Source organism: Actinomyces sp. MRS3W (genome assembly GCF_032465695.1).
Classification (GTDB): Bacteria; Actinomycetota; Actinomycetes; order Actinomycetales; family Actinomycetaceae; genus Actinomyces.
Map to the genome: position 1 here is coordinate 1 of NZ_JAWDJJ010000009.1, position 1,723 is coordinate 1,723.

Sequence of the window (1,723 nt, forward strand, 5' to 3'; positions counted from 1 at the left end):
GTCGCGTAGCTGGCCGCCGTCCCCGCGGCGGGCACGGGACCGCGACGTCGGGCAATCCACTCCGGGCGAGCCAGGGCGGCGACGAGCCCGACGGCGTCCGCCGCGTCCGGGCCCTCGCCCGGGCCGGGTTGCTGTGCGACGGGGTCGAGATGCCGCCGGGCGGCCTGCTCCAAACGCAGGGCCTCGGCGCGCCACACACCGGCACCGGTACCGCCGCGCACGCTCCGCGCCAGTGCGGTCAGATCGGCCTGGGGCGCACGCAGGTCGCAGGTGAGCAGCGCCGTGGCCTCGGCCGCCCGCCGCAGCCCGATGGACTTCGCCGCGGTAAGCAGGGCGCGCGCCTGGCGAACCTCGGCCGGTATCGCGGCAACAGCGCGTCCAAGATCGGTGACGGCGTCGTCGTCCACCAGCCCCAGGTGGGTGAGGGTGCGGTTGGCGGCGTCCAGGGCCGGCGCCGGTGGCGGATCGATCCAGGCCAGCCCCGCCCCACCGGGTACGCCCCAGGCGGCCAGCTCAAGGGCGGTGCGGGTTAAGTCGGCGGAGAGGATCTCCGGGGTCGGCGCCACCGCCGCTCGCGCCCAGTCCACGGGCGTGCAGCAGCGGTAGACGGCGCCCGGCCCGGTGCGCGCGGCGCGTCCGGCCCGCTGGGTCCCGGCCGAACGGGACTCGCCGACGGTGACCAGGCCGGACATGCCGCGGGCCACGTCCAGGCGCGGCTCGCGGGCGAGCGTGGCGTCGACGACAATCCGCACTCCCGGTACCGTGAGGGAGGACTCGGCCACGTCGGTTGAGACGATCACTCGCCGCCGGTCGGGGGAAGGGGCGAGGGCCGCATCCTGGGCGGGTCCGGGTAGCCGTCCGTGCAGGGGGAGCACGTCGACGGCGGTATGCGCCGGCTGCCCGCTGCGCTCGGCCACGCCGGGAACGGGGCCGCTGTCCCGCAGGGCGCTGCGCAGGCGGGCGACGACGTCGTCCACCTCTCGGGCGCCGGGCAGGAAGACGAGCACATCGCCGTCGCGTTCGGCCAGGGCACGCTGCACGGTGGCGGTGACGTGGGCGAGGAACTCGCGCGGCACCCCGCGCGGACCGAGGCGGGAGACTCCCGACGGCGGCGGCGCCCAGACCTCCTCCAGCGGATAGAGGACACCGGGCACATCCACAATGGGTGCGGGCCTGCGCCCGTCGCCGAGCAGGGCGGGCAGTCGCGTGAGGTCGGGGGTGGCCGACATGGCGATGACCGCAAGGTCTTCGCGCAGGCCGGCGCGCGCATCCAGCAGCAGTGCCAGCAGTAGGTCGGATTCCAGGGAGCGCTCGTGCACCTCGTCGAGGACGACGGCGGCCACCCCGGTTAGCTCCGGATCGGCCTGGAGGCGGCGCAGTGCCAACCCCGCGGTGACGACCTCAATGCGGGTCGCGGCCGACTGCTTGCGGTCCCCGCGCACGGCGTAGCCGACGGTCTGTCCCACCGGCTCGCCCAACAGTGAGGCCAGGCGGCGCGCCGCGGCCCGTGCGGCCACGCGCCGCGGCTGGGTGACGATGACGCGATCGGGGCGGCGTTCGCCGTCGGCGTTGGGGGTGAGGGCGTCGGCGACCAGTGGCGGCACGAGCGTGGTCTTGCCGGTTCCGGGCGGGGCGGTGACCACGACGGCGGGGCCGGACCCGGTGAGGTGCTCGCGAAGTCGAGGGACGGCCGCCACAACGGGCAGGTCGGGCGGGTCGGCCA

1 protein-coding gene is annotated in these 1,723 nt (G+C 76.1%); it reads right to left on the reverse strand.

The annotated features are described in order from the left end of the window. Nucleotides 1-1,723, reverse strand: a 1,723-nt coding sequence (locus RWX45_RS00155) for a DEAD/DEAH box helicase (RefSeq protein ID WP_316021776.1), incomplete at both ends; no start/stop codon positions are given.